Source organism: Paenibacillus septentrionalis, from assembly GCF_042659865.1.
Taxonomy (GTDB): Bacteria; Bacillota; Bacilli; order Paenibacillales; family Paenibacillaceae; genus Pristimantibacillus; species Pristimantibacillus septentrionalis.
Genome location: NZ_JBHSTE010000002.1, coordinates 1 through 17,384, shown reverse-complemented (window position 1 = coordinate 17,384; position 17,384 = coordinate 1). Strand labels below are relative to the sequence as shown.

13 protein-coding genes, 1 pseudogene and 1 other annotated feature are annotated in these 17,384 nt (G+C 40.1%); all 14 genes and pseudogenes read left to right on the top strand.

Going from position 1 to position 17,384, the window contains the following annotated elements; genetic code table 11:
• Positions 1 to 128: 128 nt before the first annotated feature.
• The 14 genes and pseudogenes from ACFP56_RS04970 (at position 129) to ACFP56_RS04905 (ending at position 17,344) form a co-directional block, all read left to right on the top strand.
• Entirely contained in the window at positions 129 to 395 is a 267-nt protein-coding gene (locus ACFP56_RS04970; protein ID WP_379231836.1) for a CD3324 family protein, read from the top strand.
• Positions 396 to 551: 156 nt separating this feature from the next.
• Positions 552 to 1,640: a nucleotidyltransferase domain-containing protein gene (locus tag ACFP56_RS04965; RefSeq protein ID WP_379231834.1), complete on the top strand. Its 1,089-nt coding sequence runs from the start codon at positions 552 to 554 to the stop codon at positions 1,638 to 1,640.
• 200 nt (positions 1,641 to 1,840) lie between these two features.
• Positions 1,841 to 2,416 (top strand): TetR/AcrR family transcriptional regulator, encoded by a 576-nt coding sequence (locus ACFP56_RS04960; RefSeq protein ID WP_379231832.1) that lies wholly within the window; start codon positions 1,841 to 1,843, stop codon positions 2,414 to 2,416.
• Positions 2,417 to 2,480: 64 nt separating this feature from the next.
• Complete coding sequence (locus tag ACFP56_RS04955; protein ID WP_379231830.1) at positions 2,481 to 3,689, top strand: MFS transporter; 1,209 nt, start codon at positions 2,481 to 2,483, stop codon at positions 3,687 to 3,689.
• 50 nt (positions 3,690 to 3,739) lie between these two features.
• Complete coding sequence (locus ACFP56_RS04950; protein ID WP_379231828.1) at positions 3,740 to 4,756, top strand: phosphotransferase enzyme family protein; 1,017 nt, start codon at positions 3,740 to 3,742, stop codon at positions 4,754 to 4,756.
• Positions 4,757 to 4,834: 78 nt separating this feature from the next.
• Positions 4,835 to 5,028, top strand: a pseudogene (locus tag ACFP56_RS04945) (ABC transporter ATP-binding protein); the annotation flags it as partial.
• A gap of 56 nt (positions 5,029 to 5,084) precedes the next feature.
• Positions 5,085 to 5,338: a binding site (T-box leader), on the top strand.
• A gap of 64 nt (positions 5,339 to 5,402) precedes the next feature.
• The gene (locus tag ACFP56_RS04940; RefSeq protein ID WP_379231826.1) at positions 5,403 to 7,082 is read left to right on the top strand and encodes a glutamine--tRNA ligase/YqeY domain fusion protein; all 1,680 of its coding nucleotides are present in this window, start codon (positions 5,403 to 5,405) and stop codon (positions 7,080 to 7,082) included.
• Between the two features lie 407 nt (positions 7,083 to 7,489).
• A complete protein-coding gene (locus ACFP56_RS04935) occupies positions 7,490 to 8,443 on the top strand; it encodes a Gmad2 immunoglobulin-like domain-containing protein (protein WP_379231824.1) in 954 nt (317 codons plus the stop codon).
• A 443-nt stretch (positions 8,444 to 8,886) separates the two neighbouring features.
• Positions 8,887 to 10,743, top strand: a complete 1,857-nt coding sequence (locus tag ACFP56_RS04930; RefSeq protein ID WP_379231821.1) for an ABC transporter ATP-binding protein — start codon at positions 8,887 to 8,889, stop codon at positions 10,741 to 10,743.
• Positions 10,733 to 12,553 (top strand): ABC transporter ATP-binding protein, encoded by a 1,821-nt coding sequence (locus ACFP56_RS04925; protein WP_379231819.1) that lies wholly within the window; start codon positions 10,733 to 10,735, stop codon positions 12,551 to 12,553. The genes ACFP56_RS04930 and ACFP56_RS04925 overlap by 11 nt, the downstream gene beginning before the upstream one ends.
• A gap of 293 nt (positions 12,554 to 12,846) precedes the next feature.
• On the top strand, positions 12,847 to 13,266 hold the full coding sequence (fosB, locus tag ACFP56_RS04920; protein ID WP_379231817.1) for a metallothiol transferase FosB: 420 nt from the start codon (positions 12,847 to 12,849) through the stop codon (positions 13,264 to 13,266).
• A 219-nt stretch (positions 13,267 to 13,485) separates the two neighbouring features.
• Entirely contained in the window at positions 13,486 to 14,118 is a 633-nt protein-coding gene (locus tag ACFP56_RS04915; RefSeq protein WP_379231815.1) for a hypothetical protein, read from the top strand.
• Positions 14,119 to 15,132: 1,014 nt separating this feature from the next.
• On the top strand, positions 15,133 to 16,005 hold the full coding sequence (locus ACFP56_RS04910) for a serine/threonine protein kinase (protein ID WP_379231813.1): 873 nt from the start codon (positions 15,133 to 15,135) through the stop codon (positions 16,003 to 16,005).
• An 832-nt stretch (positions 16,006 to 16,837) separates the two neighbouring features.
• On the top strand, positions 16,838 to 17,344 hold the full coding sequence (locus ACFP56_RS04905; protein ID WP_379231811.1) for a hypothetical protein: 507 nt from the start codon (positions 16,838 to 16,840) through the stop codon (positions 17,342 to 17,344).
• Positions 17,345 to 17,384 lie beyond the last annotated feature (40 nt).

The window sequence follows — 17,384 nt, the reverse complement described above, 5'->3', positions numbered from 1 at the left end:
AAAGCCGGTGAAGGATAAGGCAATGCTTTGCATAGAGATTAGGAACAATCACGTTGCCAGCAACGAATCATAATATTCTTCAAACTGGCTTTGCACCTTATTGATTTATTAAATAAGGAGTGAGGCTCGTGAAATATTCAAAAGCTGAGGTTATTTTTCCGGAAGAACTGCTTCGCATCATTCAAGAATACGTTCAAGGCGAATTAGTATATATCCCTAAACCTAAAGAGGCACACTTAAAGTGGGGCGAGAAAACACGTAGCAAAAGTATGGTCTCTGCTCGAAACGCCGAGATCCAATCGCTATTCCGCAATGGAGTCAGCATAGGAGAGTTGGCGGATCGATATTTCTTGTCCTGCGAAAGCATAAAGAAAATTGTATATAAAAAGAACTAATGAAATCCGCTAAATCGTCATGTCGATGGTTTAGCGGATTTTGTGCAAAGATGAATTAAATCAACTTATACATAGCAACCGCACCTGTAAATCGATAGACTCTAATTGAGGCTATTGGAGGAAGAACGGCCGGACTCATACGAAGGGGTGTACCGAATGAATGAAATCATAAAGAAGAAGCTGCTGGACAAAAATGAACTGCTGATTAACATGGTGATCGAACGTGCAAGAAGAGACTTTCTAGATGATATCGCAATTATTGGGCTTACTGGTTCGTTTAGCACCGGAGACTTTCACGAGAAAAGCGATCTTGATTTAATTATTATAAATAATACAAAAAGGGGCTGGGGTATATCCGATTGCTTCATCTTAGATGATGTTGGCTATGACATCTATTGCACACCATGGGATACAAGAATATACGAACAATCCATCTTAGAAAGACCCGACGTAGCGTGCCTAATCGACCTCAAAGTTCTCTATTATGCAAGGCCTGAGGATTTGGAGAAATTAAACGACTTTAGGCAAAAAGCTCTTGATGCGCTTGCGGAGCCGATAGGAGAAGCATGTCTTAATCGAGCAAAAAAATGGATCGACCTAGCTAAGCAAGCATACTGTGATACGATGCTAGGTGATAATATCGGTTCAGTGAGATATGCATCTGCCGGTGTTCTGTACAATCTGGTCAATGCCTTGGTCAGCATGAATAACACGTACATCAAACGAGGAATCAAGCGATATTTAGAAGAAATATGCTCGTATCGCTATGTTCCAGACAATCTCGAATCCTTATACATGTCAATTATCGAGGCTCGTACCATTGAAGATATTCGAAGTGCTTCTTTTAATATGTTGAACAGCGTTATAAGGCTGCATAGCAAGATGTATGATAACCTCACTGTTAAACCTGCTCCGACTTTTGATAATCTGAGGGGAACTTACGAAGAATTGTGGTGCAACTACCGCAACAAAATCTTAAACAGTGTTACAACGAACGATGCCTCCTATGCCTTTCTTTCGGCCTTTGGAGCGCAAGGATATCTTGATGAAATGGCTGAGCATAAAGGAACTAGGAAATTTGATCTCATGCAGTACTTTGATGCAAATGATTTACCAATAATGAAGGAGAAGTTCCTTGAAACGATGGATGAGTATGAAGACGACTATGATAAGGTCGGCAGAGAAGTCGAACGTTTTAAAACCTTCGAGCAATTATATGCCCATTATAGTAATCCATTAAAATAGGATTTTTCCAGAACCGTGTAGAATTAGCTTCTACACGGTCTATTTGAATTTGGTTTGAATGACCACTCATTCTGTAACTAATTCAAGGGATGACGTGGTGCGCAGTTATCGAAAATATTTCACTTAAATGTCTACAAAAAATACTGGACTTATCGTTCCAAAAAAGTATATACTGTACCTACAGAAACGGAGGGAGAACCATGGGACGCAACAAAGAATTTGATAAAGAAGCGGTGCTTCATAAAGCAATGCTCGTTTTTTGGAAGAAGGGCTATGAAGCGGCAAGCATTCCCGATTTGCTGGAAGCTATGGGTCTAAGCAGATCAAGTCTGTACGAAACGTTCGGGGATAAACAAACGCTTTATATCGAGGCAATCAACTGGTACAAGAAGTGGAAGCAAGCCAAAAGGGACATCCTCGTCAATGCGACATCTGCAAAAGCAGGAATCCTGCAGTACTTCGAGATACACATCGATTCCGCCCTCGATAGCGAGTCACCGAAGGGCTGTCTCATTACAAATGCAGCCGTCGGCATGGATTCGCCAGATGAGCAACTGAATGCGTTGATCAGAGAGCGCTTTGACGATTTGGAGAAGTCGTTCTACGAGCTGCTGCGCAAAGGTCAGGAGACGGGAGAAATCATGCCTGAGAAAGATATCAAGACCTTATCTCATCTGCTCTTAAACCTGAATCATGGTATAAATATCGTTGCGAAGGTGCAGGGTGACCGCAGCAAGATGCAGCAGATGATAGACACAGTGATGGAAATGCTATAACATATTTTTTTTACACATTTCGGAACGATTGTTCCAAAAAACTTGTAAGCAAAGGAGACTTTCTATGCATGCAGCTTCCATTCCAACCGAAAAATCGGTTTCGCCAGCGCTGATTTTTATCCTGGCAGCCGCTTGTGGTATTATAGCGGCAAATCTTTATTATGCTCAACCATTGATAGGCTCGATCGGTTCGACCATCGGGCTTTCCTCCGGGGCTACCGCACTTATCGTTACGTTGACTCAAGTCGGCTATGGGATTGGCTTGTTATTTATCGTACCGCTCGGAGATATCCTGGAAAATCGTAAGTTGATCCTTTCATTATTGCTCCTTACAGCCGCCGTTTTGACAATTGCTGCTGTAATTAAAAGCTCGATCCTATTCCTCACCGCTTCACTCGTAATCGGAGTAGGTTCCGTAGCAGCACAAATTCTTGTACCGTATGCGGCTCATCTTTCACCTGAAGCCGTGCGCGGTCGCAATGTGGGCAACGTCATGAGCGGGCTGCTTCTCGGGATTATGCTCGCTCGTCCCATTTCAAGCTTGGTGGCGGAGTATATGGGCTGGCGCGCCATATATTTCATCTCCGCCGCATTAATGTTTGTGTTGGCTCTTGTACTGGCAAAGGCACTACCTTCAAGGAAGCCTTCGACCGCTACAGCTTACCCGGCGCTGCTGCACTCCATGCTGCATCTGCTGAAGACGACTGCGGCATTGCGCCGGAGGGCAATTTATCATGCTTGTGTATTCGGAACGTTCAGTTTGTTTTGGACTACAGTTCCGTTGGTATTGACAAGTGAGCCGTTCCATTTCACTCAGAAGGAGGTCGCTCTATTCGCATTAGTCGGGGTAATGGGTGCAATAGTGGCTCCAGCTGCTGGCCGCATGGCAGACCATGGATGGGTTCGTCCGGCTACGGGATGGGCATTGGCCATCGTCATCTTTTCCATGCTACTTCCTTTGCTGGTTCCATCAAGTTCGGCACTCGCAGTTCCCATCCTCGTAGTTGCGGCGATTTTACTTGACATGGGGGTTTCCGCCAACATGGTTCTCGGGCAGCGGGTGATTTTCTCTTTAGGAGCGGAATTGCGCAGCAGGCTTAACGGTTTATATATGGCGATTTTCTTTTTAGGCGGCGCTATCGGCTCTGCGGCAGGGGGCTGGGCTTACGCAATGGGCGGCTGGGAGGCGGCACTGCTGATCGGAATCGCTTTACCGGCTATCGCCATGGCGTATTATGCGACAGAGTTTTCGAGAAAGAAAAGGGCAGATTAATTTCTTCCCTTTTCAGAAATTTACTTTATGAATGAAAGAAGGTATAGAAATTGATACGAGAAATAGAAGCGCAATTCACTGAAGAAATCCTTGCCGAAGCAATAAAGCGATATGACATTAATAAAGAGCATGTTCGCTTATTGGGCGGTTATGAAAGCTTCGTTTATGAATACCAGAAAAACAACGCATTTTTCATATTAAAAATCTCACATACAATTAGAAGATCAAGAAATCATATACGGGGTGAAATTGAATTTATAAATTTTTTGAAGAATAAAGGACTGGCAGTTTCAAATGCTGTTCCATCGGACATGGGAAATATGGTTGAGGAAATTGCTGCAAAAAATGGTTCATTCCTAGCTATTTCATACGAAATATCTCCTGGAAAAGAAGTATCGGCTGAAGATTGGAATGAATCGCTATACGAAAAATGGGGCGAATTTCTAGGGAAAATCCATCATGCCACAAAGAGTTATGAATCGAGTTATCCGACGTTTAAACGACAAGCCTGGGACCAAGAAGTTCAATGTAAGGCGGAGAAATACTTGCGACCTGATGATGTAATGATTTCTCTTATAAAAGAAAGCTTAACAAAACTTACTTCTTTGCCCAAGTCCAAAGATACATACGGTTTGACTCATACTGATTTTCATCAAAGTAATTTTTATCTGCATAACGGAGACATTTATTTGTTCGATTTTGATGATTGCAGTTATACGTATTTCGTATACGATATTGGGATTACGTTGTATTATGCACTTTTTTATCCGTTTAAGGAAATTGAGAATAAAACAGAATACTATAAATTGTTTTTCCGCCATTTTATGAAAGGTTATCTGAAGGAAAATACAATCCAGGAAGAAGAAATCGTATATTTGCAGGATGCAATTAAACTTCGTCATGTATTGTTGTATGTTTATTTTCATCAAGCAAACGATGTGTCAAGCTTGGATGAAGAATCAATGAACAGGTTAAAAAAGCTTCAACGAATAGCCGCTTCTAATGATCCTATGCTGCCGATTGACTTAGTTCAAGAATTTAAAAGCATTTATAATTCACTAAAGTAGGGTAGGTGCTAACTCACGCAGCCGGTTCATAGGGGCCGGCAGTATGGTTTTTTACGCAGCAATTGAAGGAGGTATCCACTGCTGGCGATTGCCAGAGCGGCGATTGCAAATCCGCCCGTCATGATTCTGGCTGAAGCAACATCATCCATCGATACACGAACAGAAGCGCTGGTCCAGAAGGGTATGGATAACCTGATGGAGGGCCGAACCGGTTTATGATCGCCCACCGTTTATCTACCGTACGAAATTCCGATGCCATTATGGTTCTTGAAAAACTTAGAATTGCAGTTTACAAAAAAGGGAATGATTTGATAATATTTAAGCATAATCAAACGCGATGACGAGAAGAGTAAGGGAAAATGTTCTTGTACAGAGAGCTCCGGAAGCTGAAAAGGAGTCAAGAACTTTTCCAAGAAGCAAGCCTCTGAGCAGCATGTCGGAACCGTATCTGGGGATGGTATGACGGGAGCTCCCGTTACAGAGCTAGAGTATACGTATTGCATGCAATGCCGTACTTGAAGAGGTTAATATGGCGACATATTAATGAAGCTGGGGTGGCACCACGAAAATTTCGTCCCCAAGACATAACGTCTTGGAGGTGAAATTTTTTTATTTTTCCATATCCAGTTCATTAGGAGGAGTCGACATGGTTAACGATAAGGAACACAAAACTGAAAATTTTATGTTTAGATGGATTAAGGAAGAGCTTGACCAGAATCCTTTTGGCAGAAATATGTGCACACGCTTTCCACCCGAGCCTAATGGTTACCTTCACATTGGGAGCGCCTATGCTATACACACGAACTATTCGGTGGCTCAAACATTTAATGGGACATTTCATTTGCGTTTTGATGATACCAATCCCCTTAAAGAGGATATCGAGTACGTTAACGCGATCGTTGAGGACATAAAGTGGCTAGGATACGATCCGGGTAAACATATCTACTTTGGATCGGACTACTCACACGAAATCTATCATGCCGCGGTTAAATTGATCAAGAAGGGGAAGGCCTACGTATGTGATTTGTCACCGAACGAAGTGACAGAGTATCGTGGAACTTTGACTGAGCCAGGTAAAAACAGCCCTTATAGAAACCGTTCAGTCGAGGAAAATCTGGAGCTGTTTGAAAAAATGAAAGATGGAAAATTCCCGGCTGCTTCTAAGGTTGTTCGCGCCAAAATTGATATGGCTTCGCCCAATATAAATATGCGAGATCCTATTATTTATCGAATTATTTTTGCTGAGCATTACAGGACAGGAAGTGAATGGTGCATCTATCCTATGTACGATTTTGCTCATCCGATCCAGGACGCAATTGAAGGGATCACCTACTCCTTATGCTCAATTGAATTTAAAGATCACCGTCCCTTATACGAATGGGTATTACAAGAGCTTGATATCCCTGATCCTCCGCGGCAAAGGGAGTTTGGGCGGCTAAATTTAACAGGCGTTGTCACAAGCAAACGTTTTTTAAGGCAAATGGTTGAAGGTGGTTACGTTGACGGGTGGGATGATCCAAGGCTTCCAACAATTCAAGGGCTTAGAAGAAGAGGCTTCACGCCGGAAAGCATCCGTAGCTTCATCGAGACCATTGGCGGAATTCGAACGGAAAGTATGGTGGACATATCCCTCTTAGATCATTGCCTCAGACAGGATTTGAAAGAAAAATCGGTTAGCGTAATGGCGGTATTGCACCCTCTGAAAGTCGTCATTACAAACTATCCTGAAGATTACGTGGAGATGCTTACGATTGAAAATAATAGTGAAAACGAGGCAATGGGGAAGAGAGTGGTTCCTTTTTCCAAAACGATTTATATTGAGCGTAATGACTTTTTGGAGCAGCCGCCAAAGGGGTTTCACAGGCTAAGTCCGAATGCAGAAGTTAGGCTTAAAGGAGCTTATTTCATCAGGTGCGAAGAAGTGATCAAGGACCGTGAAACAGGAGAAATCACGGAGCTTCACTGCACCTATGACCCGCTTACGAAGAGTGGCACTGGGTTTACAGGACGAAAGGTGAAGGGGACGATTCATTGGGTTCCAGCGGATCAGGCTGTTAAGATTGATGTTAATCTCTATGAAAAAATGCTGCTTGATGAAGAAACTTCGACGGAAGGTGGCAGGGAGTGGACTGAAAAGATAAATCCTAACTCACTGGTTACGATACAGGACGTGCTTATTGAGCCTTCCATTAAAGATTTCCCCCGGGAAAAGAAATTCCAATTCATCCGACATGGCTACTTTTGCGTTGATCGTAACTATAGAACCCATGATCAACTGATGTTTAACCGAATTGTTCCGCTAAAGGATAGTTGGGGCAAGAAATAATGCGCTACGATGGCCCGCATAGCAATATATGATTATCAGCGGAGATTACACCACCAGGAGATAGTCGCTCTATATCATGACGGCAGCCGTTGTTAGGCTGCCGTTTTTCAACATACGAGGAATGTTAGTATGTGTAGGCATTTATGGGTCGAGGTAATGATCACCAATAAAAAGCAATCCTTACACTGACGGAGTTTCAGAAAATTATTAATCTCCCAATACTCATCCCATATTACGCCTAATGATAGGTTTGAATGGTCTCCTAATGTAACATTTTTTATCAGGGCTTCGTCAGAAGGATAAGGAGCCATTCCTGTAATGAAGTAATTTGAGCTTCGAGCAAAAAGGACCTCCGATATAAGAAGAATAACAGGAAAAACAATACTTGATCGTGGGAGTTGATCATGATGACAATTAAAAAAAGAGCTCTCCATCTAACAATGCTTTGTGCAATACTGCTGATAACAGCTTGTGGGGGAGGAGATACGAGCAATAAGCAGGGGACAGGGGATAACCCGCCAATTCAGGATGACATTCACCCAGTGAAAGCGATGGACAGGGGAGAAATTATTCAAACCAGTAATCATAGCTTGCTCATTACAACCTTCGTAGACAAGGGCGCTGATTCCTATGTAGATGCTATTTCGTTTCGAATTAATGATCAGACTGAGCTACTGAGTAAGAACGAAGAAGTGGTAACCCTTGACCAACTGACTGTTGGTGCACAGGTGGAAGCATGGCATACTGGAGTAGTAGCGGAATCATATCCTGCTCAAGCTACTGCAGTGAAAATTGTGTTGCTTGATGATGAGAATTCAGTGGATACTGCGATTAATCGGGCAGAGGCCATTCGAATTGCACTTAACGCACAAACAGAGGTGAATGCTCCTTGGGCAGTTAAGCAAGCGAAGCTAGATGAAGGCAATGAGTTTTGGCTGGTGGAGATCGTAAATTTTCAATATATGGATCAACCGGTAACTGTACGCATCGATTCTAAATCAGGCGAAATCGTTCCGATTGTTGCAGCGGAGAATGATGTATTCCGTTTATATAGCCCTCAAGCTTATGAAGAATTAGGTCCTACGTTTACTGTTGAAGGAGAAGCCCGTGTTTTCGAAGCAGCGTTCAGTTGGGTGTTGGAAGATGGTCACAACATACTTGCAGAAGGCCATGAAATGACTGATGCGGGTGCACCTGAATGGGGAAAATTCAAGTTTGATGTAAGTTTCGAGCACGCAACTCAGCCGAATATAATGTTAATACTGTATGTAAGCAGCGCCAAAGACGGCAGCTCGGAGCATCAGCTCATTATCCCGCTGAAGGTTCCGGAGACCTTAATTAAATACTCTGCTGACCAGTAAGACCCGCCAATACCTACCTATAGTTACCTATTAGCACAAACGATATGGATAAGCTTGCATAAGAAAAGTCGCCGCTGGCGGCTTTTCTTTAATTTACACTAATCGAATAATGATTCAGGATCGACTCCGTACATGACTAAATTGACACGTCTCATATCCGTAGGCTGCATTCCTACTTTCCTAAACTTCTTCCTGAGCATATTCCGAAACGCCAATAAGGAGATTATGGAACTGCTCGCCTATCTCCAATCCCTATAGTGTTGGATTCTTAACTACCTAACGTCCACACCTTTTTGTATGTTTTCGATTGCAAATTACAATACATATAATTTCTGGGGTTGTTTTCCATTATCCCTTGTAGTAAATTTTGATTATTTATTGGGTGAAGCTTTTTCAAAAGGCTGATTAAATGCTCTTAACGATACGAGGGGGAAGGAACGATCTTGAAGAGGCTACGCCATACATTCCAACATATTAAAGTCAATATCGCCAACAACTTATTTATATTCAAATTAGCATGGAGTATACATCCGCAGAGAGTGGTGGCTGAGTTTGCAGTCCAAGCCGGTAGACAGCTGGCTAATGTATTTTTTACCGTATATTTCATGAAGTACATCATTGAGTCCATATCAATCGGAAGAGATTTTCAGCAAATTATCTATTTCATAATCCTGACATTGGTTTTACTTTTCGCATTAGTCTTGCTGGACAATTGGTATGATTATCGCTTCAAACCATTAAGCGATCTCAAGTTATATGAGAAGCTATATTTCATTCTTTTTCGTAAGGCTGCCTCCGTAGAATTGAAGTGTTTTGAAGATCATGAGTTTTATAATAAATATACCAAAGCCATTCAAGAAGCGGATATACGAGTAAGCGCTGTTCTTGCCAATCTCTCTAGAATTATTTTCGTCTCGCTTGCAACGATTAGTATATTTGCCGTGATGTACGCCATAGATCCTTGGGTGGTATGGTTTGCTTTATTGCCGATTATCGGCAATTTTTATTTTGGAAAAAAGCTGAATCGACTTCAGTTCCAGCAAAATGATGAGCGGATACCCTACCAAAGAAAAATGGACTATGTAAATCGTGTCATTTATTTATCGCACTTTGCCAAGGAAATTCGTTTGTCCCGCATTTTTTCAGTACTGAGAAACACTTATCTTGAAGGGTATGACGGTGTCATTTCTGTCATTCATAAGTATCGAGTAAAGGCGGGCGTCATTTCGTTTTTAAAAATCTTTACTACCTTCACGCTCATATTCCAAGGGGTCTTGCTGTACGGTGCTTATCTAGCAATTGTTAAGCAATCGATTTCTATCAGTTCCTTTATCGTTCTTGGAAGCGCAATGGTTGGTGGCGCCTGGTCGCTCATCCGGCTGTCCGACAGTTTTGTAGAGATTAACAAGAACGGCATTTACATTGAAAATTTAAAAACTTTTTTAAGCTATGTTTCTGAAATTCAGGAGGATTCCGATCCAGTCAAACCAATAGCACCGCCGATACAGCAATTAACTTTTCGGAAGCTTGGATTTACGTATGATGGAGCAGAAAAACCCTCTATTCGCCATATTACGATGGAAGTGAATAAAAATGAGAAAATTGCGCTTGTTGGCCACAATGGAGCAGGTAAATCAACGTTAATCAAGCTCATGATGCGATTGTACGATCCTACTGAGGGAGAAATACTGTTAAATGGCCGCAATATAAAAGAGTTCGATCTCATGTCCTATCGCTCACTGTATGGGACCGTATTTCAGGATTTTAAGATTTTTTCGATGACGATTGCAGAGAATGTGCTTATGCGGGATGTGGAAACCGAAGAAGACCGCCAGCTCGTCATAAATGCGCTCAAGAAAAGCAGAGTATACGATAAGGTAGCCACTTTGCCAGAGGGAATAGATACGATGCTTACGAAGGAGTTTGATGAACAAGGAGTGGTTTTATCAGGCGGCGAATTTCAAAAGATTGCGATCGCCCGAATATTTGCGCAAGAGGCCGAACTACTTATTCTTGATGAGCCTACAAGCGCACTCGACCCGATTGCGGAATTTGAAATTTTTGAAAGTATGATGGAAGCCTGCAAGGATAAAGCCGTTGTCATTATTTCTCACCGCATGTCATCCGCTATGCTGGCAGACCGCATTTATTACATGGAGGATGGCGAAATTCAAGAGTCTGGTTCACACATGGAATTGATGCAGCTGCAAGGAAAATATGCAGAGCTATTCTTAAAGCAAGCAGAAAAGTATGTTGAACAAGAAGAGTTGGCTGGGGTGGTGAATCTGCATGAAGCCTAATAAGCATAGTTTTACTCGGGTTCTTAAAAATAATTGGTTTGTTTTGAAATACGGGCTGCGCTATTCGCGCAAATATATCATCTTTACATGCTTGTATGCATGCTTGCAGGAAATCGAAATTTTTATCGAGCATGTCATTTTGATTAAGTTTGTGTTCGATAGTGTTCAATATGGAACTTCTTTTTCTACGGTTGCTTTATATATCGGACTAACAATACTGTTTATCGCAATCTGCTTTGTACTAGACAGTATTTACTACCAGAGCGTTGAACCTAAAGGAAAAGAATTGCTGTATCAAAAGATAAGAATGGATCTCTACGAAAAAGCGATTAGTACCGATTTGGCGAATTATGACGATCCCGTTTACTATAATGATTATGTGTGGAGCGCCAATGATGCTCATAATCGAATAGATGCTACAATAAACAACATCAGAACAATTTGCAAATCCGTTACGGTTATCATAACCTCTGTAAGCTTTTTCCTATTCGTTGACAAGGTTGGTTTGCTGTTTGTTCTCGTGTCCTTCATTTTAACCCTAATTATCAGCATGATCACGAATAAAATCGGGTACAAAATGAGGATGGAGCTTAACGAAAAGGATCGTAAACGAATCTATTTGAAGCGGTTATTTTACTTGGCTGATTATGCAAAGGAATTAAGAATGTATTCCATCAAGGAGAAATTTTTTAGAAATTTCTCTGATACACATAAAGAGATGAACGGAATCGTACAAAAGCATTCGAAAAAGCAGTTCTGGTTAAACTTCTCCTCTGAGTATTTTTTTAATGAGTTGATCTTGAGCGGCTTATACGTCATTTATGTTGTGTTTATGACGTTAGTGAAAGGAACGTTAAGTTTTGGAAGCGCGGTAACGCTGCTTAATTCATCGTGGCGTTTAAAGGGCAATTTGCAATATATGACGACACTTATCAGCCAGATGCAAGAAAACAGCCTGTATATTGAGAAGTTAAGAAGCTTCCTGGATAAAAAGAACGATCTAATAGAAGCTGAAGATTCTATACCTGTGCCAAACAAGTTTGTTGGATTAACTCTAAGAGATTTAACATTTCAATATAGTCAATCCGGACCGCAGATCCTTCAAAACGTTAATTTAAGCATCAAGCCTGGAGAAAAAATTGCAATCGTCGGCTACAATGGTTCAGGAAAAACGACATTGACGAAGCTGATCATGCGTCTATACGATGCAAGCTCGGGAGAAATTCGTTTAAATGGGATACCCATCGATCAATTGAAGCTGGACGATTACCGAATGAAGATTAGCTCTGTGTTTCAGGATCATCAGTTGTTCGCTGCTACGCTTTCTCAAAACGTCGTCATGAACCATGCTGCAGCAGGCGATACCTATCTGATAAGAGAGGCGCTAGAGAAAAGTGGTTTTGGCAGTAAGCTACAATCTTTGCGACTAGGGACCGAGACTTCCGTTACTAAGGAATTTGACGATGCTGGGATCGAGTTATCTGGCGGAGAGGCTCAGAAGGTGGCAATCGCAAGAGTATTCGCCAAGCCGACTCTTCTTATTATATTAGACGAGCCTTCCAGTGCATTGGACCCTATGAGTGAATACCATTTGAATCAAGTCATGCTAGAGGAGGCAGAAGATAGACCGGTCATTTTCATTTCCCATCGCTTATCGACTACCAAAATGGCGGATCGCATTCTTATGATGGAAAATGGTCAAATCATTGAGCAAGGCTCACACGAAGAGCTTATGAGAATCGACGGGAAATACGCTCAAATGTTTAACCTTCAGGCCTCCAGATATCGCGTGGTCGTTGGAACTTCTTAACGGATGATGTGTCGAAGCAGGAGGAGTGGTAGAATCATACCTGGCTTACTTATAAAATCCTACAGAAAGTTCAACCGTTAAATGAATTTTATTATTCGTTTTACAGGAATTTTAACGGAGAACGTTAGTTCAATAATAAACATTGATGAGCAGGTGCTTCGGTGTCCTGCTCATTTTATTAAGCTAATATGCAGGATAGCTCAATTATTTCGAGAATATTCTACAATATGAAGTTGTTACGAAGTTCGAAAATAAAACGTTATAGGAAACTAGACGAAAGGATTTTATAAACGATGTTTATTCAAGGAATAAATCACTTTTGTTTTTCGGTTTCAGACTTGGAAAAATCCATTAATTTCTACTCAGAAGTATTTGGAGCGAAAATTTTAGTTAAAGGAAGGAAACTAGCCTATTTTGATTTAAACGGATTATGGATTGCATTAAATCAGGAAGATGTTTTTCGAGATCTTGATAATAGAACTTACACACATATAGCTTTTACGGTAGAAAAAGAAGACTTCGAAGTAATTAAAACAAAGCTGAGAAACTTGAATGTTAAAGTTTTACCTGGACGGGCAAGAGATGAAAAAGACAAGAATTCAATATATTTTTTAGATCCAGATGGACATATGTTTGAATTTCACACTGGAGGCTTACAAGATCGGCTTAAATATTATAAAGAAGAAAAAGATCATATGATTTTTTATGAATAGTGAAGATATTGTAGTTGATTCAATTCAGCTTCGTATAACACCGCATTAACGCATCGTCGCATACGCTCCTTGGTCACTGGTAGTGCATTTAGCAGAGAAGTCGATTCATGTGACAACCCTGCAAGGCTAAGTCTACGACCCGTTGTGCTACGCTCACTTGCCTTTCAGGTTCGTTAACGCAAAAACGTTAGGCAAATCATTACTAAGGAGAGTAGTAAAATGCATATTAGAGGAATTATTCTTGAGGGATATTCAAATGCTGGAAAAACCTCTTTGTTAAAAGCAATCAAACAATATCAATGCCAAGATGAAAATGCAGAACGAAGTGTAGTTATACTAGGAGAACACTATTCTCAAGTATTACACAATAAAAATGGAGAATATGTGAGCTTAAATCAAGAAGAGCATCTAGAACTGCTTAGTGAAAGAGTAGGAATCCTAAAGAATCTTAATAATTGGGCAATTCAATTAGGCTCAGCATCCAGAAGAGCGAGAGGACTATTTTTCGTTTTAGAAAGATTTCACTTAAATCACAGAGCTGCTTTCCCAAATACGAATAACAATGAAATAATAAAAATTGAAAAACAACTTGTTTCTTTGGGGGCGAAATGTATATTACTAACGATTTCGCCAGAGGTCGTTGAAGAACGAATTAAAAGCCGGCAACCTGATGAGTGGACAAATAAAACGAATGAAGAAGTAAAATCATCGATAAAAGAATTACTACATGTACAAAATGTATTAAGACAACAATCAAAACTATCAGAAGTGCCAACAATAGAAATCAATACAGATGAAAAAGAATGGAACAAGTATGCAAGATTAATCATAGAGGGTAATGACTTCGCCTAACACAGCATTAGCGCATCGTCGCATGCGCTCCTCTGTCACTGGTGAAGCTTTTGACAGAAAAGTTGATTCATGTGACAACCTGCTATAGGCAGGTTCGTTAATGCGAAAACGTTAGGCGAAAGCCCTGCAAGATAAAACAGCTTAGTGACAGAAAGAATTTTTTATGATCTCTTGATAAAAGCGAGGAGAATATTATGAAGTATAGAAAGAATATCTGCTTTCTTTTTTCGTTTTTAGGAATAGCTTTTTTATTGCTGGGTTTCTTAAGATTAATATATAAATATCCCTACAATAATGAAGCTAATTCAGGTCCAAATAGTTTTTGGGAATTAACTATTGTGATGGTACATGAACAGTGGGTAGTTTTTATAAGTATTGGATGTATTCTATGTCTACTTTCCTTAATTATCTTGAGAAAGATAAGAAATAATTAGTTGATTAGTAAAGAGTATAAAAGGCAGAACATCAAAAGAATAATGTTAAATCCTTATAAGAACAAATGTTAATAATAGAAATTTTTGAAGATAAATCAAAGATGACAGGGCATCGCCTAACACCGCATTAGCGCATCGTCGCATACGCTCCTCGGTCACTGGTGATGCATATGGCTGAGAGGTTAATTCACGTGACAACCTGCTAAGCGCAGGTTCGTTAATGCTAGAACGTTCGGCGACATTACTGAGCATTTAATAATTTATTTGCAATTGGGTTAATCAAAGATGCCAGAAACTCATCAACTCAAATTAGTTACTTGGAAATTTTGATAATTGAGGTTAGGGATGATCCAACAGAGTGGAATTGGATTGAAATAACTATGGAATTTAATGACGGATCAAAGCGCTGGAGTATTCTATATACACCTGAACTAGGGATAATATTGAGCCTCATATAAATGAGAGGAGTGATGTCTTATGAGAAGACATTTAATCGATAATAGGGCAAATAAAAATCAGGGGATAACGTATAGATAGCCCTGGAAACTACGTGAATCCCCAAAGTTGAGGGGACGATTATATGAATCAACAGCCGATTAAGTTCAAGATTGACAACGTATCTTTTGAACTTCAGGATCAGCATGATTTCACATGGCTTCAATCTATTGGTACCGTTTTTTGTGTGTTTGATCAGCAAGATTCTGGTAACATTAGTTTCGGAATCGAAAAGAACGGTAAAAAGCTATTTGTTAAATACGCGGGTTGTAGACCAATGGAGTTCTCCGGAAACCCTAGAGATGCAATTTCTAGGTTAAAGGTTGCCGTGCCGTTGTATAAGACATTAGAACATCCAAATCTCATTAGACTTATTGATCATTTTGAAACAAAAGATGGGTATGCTGCTATATTTAAATGGTTTAATGGCGAATGCTTGCATTCACATTGGTTGTTTGACGTTCAACCAAAACATAGTCATCCTGAATCGCCTTTCTACAGATTCAAACAGTTAACCATAGAGAAAAGGTTGCAGTCACTTGATACTATATATGAGTTCCATAGATATGTGGAGTCCAAAGGCTACGTTGCGGTTGACTTTTATGATGGTAGTATTCTATATGATTTTTCAAAGAATTTAACCAGGATCTGTGACATCGACTTCTACAGGTCGGCACCTACCGTAAATGACATGGGAGAGAACTTTTGGGGAGCAAGACGTTCGAAATCTCCTGAAGAGTTTATATTAGGTGCGCCTATTGATGCAAGAACGAATGTTTTCACGATGGGAGCTATCGCTTTTGGATTACTTGGAGGCGAAATGGATCATTCGTTTTCAAAATGGGAAGTAAACAGATCACTTTACGAAGTAGCTTTACGAGCAGTTAGTAAGGATCGAGAACAACGATATAAAACTATTTATGAATTTAAAAATGCTTGGGATTCAGTTAAAAATTAAACTACAACCACACTCCAGAAACATTCTAGATCCGATCACAAGGCTGCCGTTAACAAAACGGCAGCCTTGTCAGTTTATATTTCAACTTATTATTTTGCATTCTAAAAACAGGGGAATATAATGTATGACACTAAACATGTCGGGTGACAAGAACATTATCTCTTTAAGAGCCGCGTAAATCGCGGTTTTTTTGTTTTATGGGATAAGGTTCTTGTCAAAACCTAATGACAAGAACCTTATCCCATTCCCGATTTTGACAAGAACAATATCTCATTCCCGACAGATGGAAGGACGTTGAGACTTTAATGAATAATGGATAAATAATCAGCTGCGTGATTACGTTGAGGCTTACGTATCTTGGCTCACAATTTGGAATTAAAGAACGTTTAATAATCTTTACCTAATGTACCGATTTTTTGTTTCCTTCAGGAAAGGACATATGTGGCTAAACGTGCAGGTCCTTAACTTATTAAAAGGTTAAAGCTTTTTTTGTGCTCTGATCTTAGATGCATAGTAGGGGAAATTTGTGGGATATGGGGAAGCAATAGCTCAATTAACAAATCAACATTAGGATTTTAACATAGCCTTTATTTTAATTATAGAAGTACTTGTCTTTTGCTCGGGACAAGAACGTGGATTGTTAGCTCTGTTGGTAAACTAACTGAAATACTATTAGTATTTCAGTTAGTTTACCAACCAAAAATAGAATTTTTTGTTATAATACAAATAACTCTCATTAGTGATGAAAAACCACAAAATTCATAAATAAGACGCTAGGTTAAATATCAGCGAGAACAATAATGAAAAAATAACTAATATGAGGAGTAGATGTATGGCTACACTAAATAAAGCAAAAAGACGAAAAAAAGCGTTTGAAAAGATTATTGCTATGGTAGACAATGCATCACATGCACTTGTAATCCACTATTCATGTGAAAGTTTTTATAATATACCAAATGGTAGGACACCAAGAATAACATCAATAGCTGTCCGGTACTTGGCGACTGGGCAAACTAAATCATTCTCAATTCATAAGGTAGCAGAATTACAGAATGTCCCGTTCGAAGACATTGAGAAGGAATACAATTCACTTGAGAAAGAGATGTTGAGCGATTTCTATAATTTTGTAAAAAATCACAAATCCTTTGATTGGATTCATTGGAATATGCGAGACATAAACTACGGATTTGAAGCGATTGATCATAGGTATTCTGTACTCGGAGGAGTTCCAGAACAAATTAGTGACGAAAAGAAAGTTGATCTATCAAGATACCTTGTAGATATATTCGGATTGAGATACATAGTGGATCGTCAACAGCAAGTTGGACACTTTTTATGAGGGGATCTGTTTGAACTGAATGGGTGTTAGATAACCCAGT

Excerpts from the sequence above, each read along its gene's own strand:
- ACFP56_RS04925 (WP_379231819.1), top strand. The coding sequence starts at position 10,733 with ATGAAGCCTAATAAGCATAGTTTTACTCGGGTTCTTAAAAATAATTGG.
- ACFP56_RS04935 (WP_379231824.1), top strand. The coding sequence starts at position 7,490 with ATGACAATTAAAAAAAGAGCTCTCCATCTAACAATGCTTTGTGCAATA.
- ACFP56_RS04965 (WP_379231834.1), top strand. The coding sequence starts at position 552 with ATGAATGAAATCATAAAGAAGAAGCTGCTGGACAAAAATGAACTGCTG.
- ACFP56_RS04915 (WP_379231815.1), top strand. The coding sequence starts at position 13,486 with ATGCATATTAGAGGAATTATTCTTGAGGGATATTCAAATGCTGGAAAA.
- ACFP56_RS04910 (WP_379231813.1), top strand. The coding sequence starts at position 15,133 with ATGAATCAACAGCCGATTAAGTTCAAGATTGACAACGTATCTTTTGAA.
- ACFP56_RS04960 (WP_379231832.1), top strand. The coding sequence starts at position 1,841 with ATGGGACGCAACAAAGAATTTGATAAAGAAGCGGTGCTTCATAAAGCA.
- ACFP56_RS04940 (WP_379231826.1), top strand. The coding sequence starts at position 5,403 with ATGGTTAACGATAAGGAACACAAAACTGAAAATTTTATGTTTAGATGG.
- fosB (WP_379231817.1), top strand. The coding sequence starts at position 12,847 with ATGTTTATTCAAGGAATAAATCACTTTTGTTTTTCGGTTTCAGACTTG.
- ACFP56_RS04905 (WP_379231811.1), top strand. The coding sequence starts at position 16,838 with ATGGCTACACTAAATAAAGCAAAAAGACGAAAAAAAGCGTTTGAAAAG.
- ACFP56_RS04955 (WP_379231830.1), top strand. The coding sequence starts at position 2,481 with ATGCATGCAGCTTCCATTCCAACCGAAAAATCGGTTTCGCCAGCGCTG.